6 protein-coding genes are annotated in these 6,192 nt (G+C 65.2%); 4 read left to right on the top strand and 2 right to left on the bottom strand.

Translation table 11 applies throughout. The features are described from left to right. Window positions 1-315 (bottom strand): hypothetical protein (locus VMS96_10375; protein HVP43829.1); only part of this gene is annotated, 315 nt, incomplete at its 3' end. A gap of 516 nt (window positions 316-831) precedes the next feature. On the opposite strand from VMS96_10375, the gene VMS96_10370 reads away from it, so the two are divergent. The 4 genes from VMS96_10370 to VMS96_10355 all read left to right on the top strand — a co-directional run bounded on the left by VMS96_10370 (window position 832) and on the right by VMS96_10355 (window position 5,336). Further along, window positions 832-1,983: a PIN domain-containing protein gene (locus tag VMS96_10370; GenBank protein HVP43828.1), complete on the top strand. Its 1,152-nt coding sequence runs from the start codon at window positions 832-834 to the stop codon at window positions 1,981-1,983. Window positions 1,984-2,080: 97 nt separating this feature from the next. Then, on the top strand, window positions 2,081-2,815 hold the full coding sequence (ispD, locus tag VMS96_10365; protein ID HVP43827.1) for a 2-C-methyl-D-erythritol 4-phosphate cytidylyltransferase: 735 nt from the start codon (window positions 2,081-2,083) through the stop codon (window positions 2,813-2,815). Window positions 2,816-2,898: 83 nt separating this feature from the next. After that, complete coding sequence (gene ispF, locus VMS96_10360; GenBank protein ID HVP43826.1) at window positions 2,899-3,438, top strand: 2-C-methyl-D-erythritol 2,4-cyclodiphosphate synthase; 540 nt, start codon at window positions 2,899-2,901, stop codon at window positions 3,436-3,438. Between the two features lie 41 nt (window positions 3,439-3,479). Beyond that, window positions 3,480-5,336 carry a M14 family metallopeptidase gene (locus tag VMS96_10355; GenBank protein HVP43825.1) on the top strand — a complete coding sequence of 619 codons (1,857 nt, stop codon included), beginning with the start codon at window positions 3,480-3,482 and terminating at the stop codon, window positions 5,334-5,336. A 65-nt stretch (window positions 5,337-5,401) separates the two neighbouring features. Here VMS96_10355 and VMS96_10350 read toward each other — a convergent pair. Continuing rightward, a partial coding sequence (locus VMS96_10350; GenBank protein ID HVP43824.1) for an NAD(P)/FAD-dependent oxidoreductase occupies window positions 5,402-6,192 on the bottom strand: 791 nt, incomplete at its 5' end.

Below are 6,192 nucleotides of genomic sequence, written 5' to 3'. Positions count from 1 at the left end.
CTTGGCTTGGACCGCCTCCCACGACGAGACATCCGGCGGCGCCGGCGGGATATCCATCGTGATGTGGGTGTGCGCGTCCATCAGCCCCGGCATCACCCACTGCTTCGACAGGTCGATCACCTGCGCCCCCGCAGGCACGCTGCCGCCTACGCTCTCGACCTTCCCGTCCTTGATGACGATCACCCGATTGTCCGCAACCTTGCCGGTGGCGGGATCGACCAGATGCCCGGCGCGGATCGCGGTCACCTGCTGGGACATCGCGAGACAACTGAAGACCAACGTGAACAGAACGGTGGAGGCTGGCTTCCACTTCATGGTCGCTCCTGGAATGTGCTGGGATAATTTCAGATAGCGGAACAATCTACCACGTCAAAAGGAACGGCTCTGGCAACTGAGGACTGGCAACTGCAAGAAAAAACCGGCGCGTTCTCCCCCGAGAATATTTGCGCCGGTCTTTCTGGCTCTCCGTTGGATCGGAGGACCAATGGCCGCTCATCTCCCCTTTACGGGTTCGGCCCAACTCTGCCGGTGCAGGCACAACCCGCGCCGGGCTTGACGGCTGCCCGTTCCGGCAGCCAAGCCCACAATGCGTCCTGTTGCTGTCTTGGTCAACAGCAAACCGCCGGCACATGTTGACGCCTCGGGTAACCTCCTTGGCCGCTGCGGTCCCCGCCGCCTGGTATATACTTCGGCCTGTTACTGGTAGATGAGACGGAAGGGAGTGATCTCTTCCTTTCCGCCTGCGGAGCGCTTTTCATTCCTCAATACTTGCTCCGCCATACGGCATTGCAGCGGGACCGGCCACCGGAGTGGGTGGACTCGGGAGGCCCCATGGACATGGTTCTTATTCGTCTTTTTTTTGTTGTGGTGGTGACCGTCGCTTGCCTGGTGCTCCAGCCGTTCGGGCTGCAGAGGCCCCTGGCGGCTGTGGCCGGCGCGGCCATCGGCGCCGCCGTGGTGCTGTTCGAGTACCGGCTGCGCGCGGTCAGCCTGAAGCGGCTGATCGGCGCCGCCATTGGCAGCATTCTCGGCATCTTCGGCGCCTATCTCTTCAGCCTGGTCATCAAGAGCAGCATCGAGCACGGGCCCACCCAGTCCTTTCTCCAACTCATGGTCATGCTGCTGATGGCTTACGTCGGCCTGGTGGTCGGCGCCTCCAAGGGTGACCTGCTCAACCTGGCCGCCCTGGGCGGCATCTTCGGCGGCGAGAAGCAGGGCAAGAAGCAGTTCAAGATCCTCGATACCTCCGTCATCATCGACGGCCGCATCGCCGACATCGCCGAGACCGGCTTCCTCGACGGCGTCCTGGTCATCCCCCAGTTCGTGCTGCGCGAGCTGCAACTGGTGGCTGACTCCGCCGATTCGCTGAAGCGCAACCGCGGCCGCCGCGGCCTCGACATCCTGCAGCGCATCCAGAAGATCGCCACCCTCGACGTCTCCATCGTCGAAGACGATTTCCCCGCCGTGCGCGAAGTGGACATGAAACTGATCGAGCTGGCCAAGGTGTACGACGGCAAGATCGTCACCAACGATTTCAACCTGAACAAGGTGGCCCAGTTGCACGGCGTGCCCGTGCTCAACATCAACGAGCTGGCCAACTCGCTGAAGCCCATCGTGCTGCCCGGCGAGATCATGCGCGTCTTCATCCTCAAGGAAGGCAAGGAATACAACCAGGGCGTCGCTTACCTGGACGACGGCACCATGGTGGTGGTGGACAATGCCCGCAAGATGATCGGCAAGAACATCGACATCGCCGTCACCTCGGTGCTGCAGACCACCGCCGGCAAAATGATCTTCGGGAAGTTCGATGAGCGCTCCGCGGCCACGGCCACGCCGCGCGAGGCCGTCCCTGCCCGCGCCGACAGTGGGGCAAGCCGCCGCCCCCAGTCCATCGTCGCCGAGCCGGTGCGTCCCGCGACTGCGTCTCCGGCTGCCCCGGCCGCGACGCCGACCACCGGCGCCCCGAACTCCACTCGGGAATAACGACGTCGGTTACCGCACCCAAGCCCGGTGCTGGCTTGGGTGGGTTCACCGGCACTGCCCACCGGCCACTGCCCACTGCTATACTTTTCGCCCCTGCATGAAGGTCATCGTCATCATCCCGGCCGCCGGACTGGGGACGCGCATGGTGGGCCCCGCCAAGGGACAGCGCGCCGCCAAGCAGTTCACCGAGATCGGCGGCGTGCCCATCCTGGTGCATACGGTGCGGAAGTTCGTCGCCGTCCCGCAGGTCACAGAGATCTGCGTCGCCCTGCGCAAGCCGGAGATGTCCCACACCGAAGAGCGGCTGAAGACGGAAGCCGGGAGCAAGCGGCTGCGCGTGGTCGAGGGCGGCGAGCACCGCCAGGAATCAGTGGCCAACGCCTTGGCCGCTGTCCAGGCCGCGCCCGACGACATCGTCCTGGTGCACGATGCCGTCCGCCCCTTCGTGGATTCCGACATCATCGGCAACGTCATCCAGGCGGCGCAGAAGTACGGCGCGGCCATCGCCGGCCTGCCCGCGATGGACACGGTCAAGCAGGTGGACCGCACCGCCGAGGGCGCCATCGTCACCAGCACCATCCCCCGGGAGCGCGTGGTCATGGCGCAGACGCCCCAGGGCTTCCGCTACCAGGTCATCAAGAAGGCATTCGACGAGGCACTGGCCGACGGCTTCACCGGCACCGACGAGGCCTCGCTGGTCGAGCGCTCCGGACATGAGGTCGCCGTGGTCATGGGCTCGCCCCGCAACATCAAGATCACCACCCCGGCGGACCTGGAACTGGCGGAGCTCTTCATGTCGCAGGACAAGGGGGCCAAGGCCCTGACCGGCTGAAGTACGATTTGTAATTTGTAGTTTGCAAAGTGAACTGCTCCTGCCCTCTTGCTTTGCAAATTACAAATTTCAAATTACCCGTCATGCGCATCGGCTACGGCTGGGACTCGCACGAATTCGAGATGGATCTCCCGCTCAGGATCGGCGGGGTGCTGATCCCGCACCACAGCGGGCTCGCCGGACACTCCGACGGCGACGTGCTGCTGCACGCCCTCACCGACGCCCTGCTCGGCGCCATCTCCTCCGGCGACATCGGTACCCACTTCCCCTCGGAGAATGAGCGCTGGAAGGGCGCCGATTCCGTGGTCTTCATCCAGGAGGCGGTGAGGCGGGTGGAGCGCGCCGGCTACGTCATCTGCAACGTGGACTCGACCCTGATCCTGAAGGAGCCGCGCATCGGGCCGTTCGTGCCGCGCCTCAAGATCCGCCTGGCTGCGCTGCTCAACACGCCGGTGGACAATATCAGCGTCAAGGCCAAAACGCCCGAGGGCCTGGGCACCGACAACGCCGCCATCGCCCACGCGGTGGTCCTGTTGCAGAAACGCGAAACGCGCTCCGGGCGCAAGGCGCTCAAGACCGCTGTCCGCCGCCCCCGACGGCGCGCCAAGCCGATGCAGCGATAAGAAATTTTGTAGCGACGGGCGCCCCAGCCCGTCGAATACGGATGTTTACAGCTGTCATCCTGAGCCAGGCGCGCAGCGCCGAGTCGAAGGACCCCTACCGCATGAAAAAACTCTGGTTCCTGCTCTTTACCACCGCTTGCTTCGCGCAGTCCGCCGACTGGGCCACCCCCGCGGAACGTTCGAACTACCGCACCACCCCGCGCTACGACGAGACCATGGCCTACGTGCGCCGCGTGGCCGCCGCTACGCCCGGGCAGGTCAAAGTCTTCACCTTCGGGCAGACTGGCGAAGGCCGCGACCTGGTGGCGGTCGCCGTCTCCCGCGACGGCGTCTTCGATCCCCAGGCGCTGCACGCCGCCGGCCGCCCCATCGTCCTCATTCAGAACGCCATCCATGCCGGCGAGATGGACGGCAAGGACTCCTGTCTCGCCCTGCTGCGCGACATGGGCGTCACCAAGACCCGCGCCGGGCTGCTGGAGCGTGCCGTGGTGCTCATCATCCCCATCTACAACCCCGACGGCCACGAGCGCTTCGGCCCCTTCAACCGCATCAACCAGAACGGCCCAGAGGAGATGGGTTACCGGGTGGACGCCGAGAACCTCAACCTCAATCGCGATTACATGAAGGCCGATGCCCCGGAGACCAAGGCCTGGCTGCGACTGTGGAACGAGTGGCTGCCCGATTTCTTCGTCGACGACCACGTCACCGACGGCGCCGACTACCAGTACGACGTCACCTACAACCTCACCGACGCTCCCGGCCAGGACCCCGCCATCGCCAGTTGGCTTGAAACCACCGTCGCTCCCTACCTGGAGAACACGGTCCAGGACGCCGGCCATCTGGCCGCGCCTTACATCGACCTGGTTGACGGCCACGATCCCACCAAGGGCCTCAATCGTTTTCCCGGCTCTCCCCGGTTTGCCGACGGCTACGTGCTGCTGCAGAACCGTCCCGGGTTGCTGGTGGAGATGCACATGCTGAAGGACTACAAGACACGGGTCACCGGCAACTACGAGATCCTGCGCGCGCTCCTCCAGCTCATCAACCGCGAGGCCGACCGGCTGGTGAAGATGAACCGCGAGGCCGACGCCGCCGTCATCGCCGCCGGAAAGTCGCCCGGCCACCATTTCATCCTTCGCAGCCAGGCCAGCAAAGAGACGGTCCCGTTCTTCTATCGCGGCTACAAGTTCACCACCACGCCCAGCGAAGTGTCCGGCCAGCCCTGGATCCAGTACACGCAGGAGCCGATGAACATCGAGATCCCGCGCCCGGCCCGGCTGGAGCCGACCTACTCCGTCGAGATCCCCCGCGCCTACATAATCCCCCGCGAGTGGGACCACGTCATCGAAGTGCTGCAGTTGCAGGGCGTCCGCATGCTGCACACCACCGCGCCCTGGACCGGCGAAGTCCAGACCTACCGCTGCCACGATCTGAAGTGGCGGACGCGCCCTTTCGAGGGCCGTCACCCGCTGTTCAACTCCGAGTTCGGCAGCGGCGAGTTCGGCGGGGAGTGCGCCATGGTGCGGGAGAAGCTCTCTTTTGCCGCCGGCTCCGTGGTCGTGCCCATGGATCAGCGCTCCGCCAAGGTCGCCATCGAGTGGCTGGAGCCGCAGGCGCCCGATTCCGCCGTGGTCTGGAACTTCTTCGATCCCGTCTTCGAGCAGAAGGAGTACGCCGAGGACTACGTGCTGGAGAAGCTGGCCCGCGACATGATGGCCAAAGATCCGGCGCTCAAGCAGGAGTTCGAGAACAGGCTGGCCGGCGATAAGGCTTTTGCCGCCAACCCGCGCGCGCGCCTGGAATTCTTCTACCGGCACTCGCCCTGGTACGAGGTGCAGCGCGTCGGCCTTTACCCCGTCGGCCGCCTCACAACCCTGGACGGTGTGCCGGTCCGCTGATCTGTTTTGTTGTCATCCTGAGCGATATCCCGTAGGGATGAGCGTGAGGACCTACGGCTTGCAGCTTACCGAGAGCCCCACGCTAGTGGGGCGATGTTGGCGACGCGTTCCGGGAACACCTTCTTCAGCGCCGCCTCCGCCGCAAAGAATCCGCACATTCCATGCACCCCTCCCCCCGGTGGCGTGGACGCCGAGCACATGTAAACCCCTTCCAGCGGTGTCGCGTACAGCTTGTGCGTGGGGCGCACGAAGAGCTGTGGGAATACCGGACTGCCGGCGTTGATGTCGCCGCCCACCAGGTTGGCGTTGCGGCTCTCCAGTTGTGCCGGGCCCATCACCGAGCGCCCGATGATCCGCTGCCGGAACCCGGGAGCGAAGCGCTCGATCTGCGTCTCGACCCGCTCCGACATGTCTACGGTGCAGCCGTTGGGGACGTGGGCATAGCCCCAGAGAACATGCTTGCCTGAGGGCGCGCGCGTGTCGTCGAACAGGCTGGGCTGGGCCAGGATGCCGAACGGCTTTTCCGGCGCCCGCCCGCGCCACGCCTGCCATTCTGCTTGCGCAATCTCCTTCAGCGTCCCGCCGACGTGAATGGTCCCCGCCCGGCGGCATGCTTCCGCCCGCCACGGCACCGGCCCGTCCAGCGCCCAGTCCATCTTGAAGGCGGCGATCCCGTAGCGGTAGCGCTTGAGCATCCGGCGATAGAGATACGGCAGCCTCTCGCCCGCGATCTTCAAGAGCTGCCGCGGCGTCAGGTCGCACAGCACCACCTTGGCGGGCGGCAACTCACCCAGCGAATCGACGCGCGTGCCGGTCACGACCTTGCCGCCCAGCGAACGGAGATACGACGCCAGCG

It is taken from the genome of Terriglobales bacterium, assembly GCA_035543055.1.
GTDB lineage: Bacteria > Acidobacteriota > Terriglobia > Terriglobales > Acidobacteriaceae > JAIQFD01.
The sequence above is the reverse complement of the archived record's forward strand: the minus strand, read 5'-3'. Positions and strand labels throughout refer to the sequence as shown.

What these genes read in the sequence shown, in the direction of transcription:
- VMS96_10370 (HVP43828.1), top strand. Translation starts at nt 832, where the DNA reads ATGGACATGGTTCTTATTCGTCTTTTTTTTGTTGTGGTGGTGACCGTC.
- ispD (HVP43827.1), top strand. Translation starts at nt 2,081, where the DNA reads ATGAAGGTCATCGTCATCATCCCGGCCGCCGGACTGGGGACGCGCATG.
- ispF (HVP43826.1), top strand. Translation starts at nt 2,899, where the DNA reads ATGCGCATCGGCTACGGCTGGGACTCGCACGAATTCGAGATGGATCTC.
- VMS96_10355 (HVP43825.1), top strand. Translation starts at nt 3,480, where the DNA reads ATGTTTACAGCTGTCATCCTGAGCCAGGCGCGCAGCGCCGAGTCGAAG.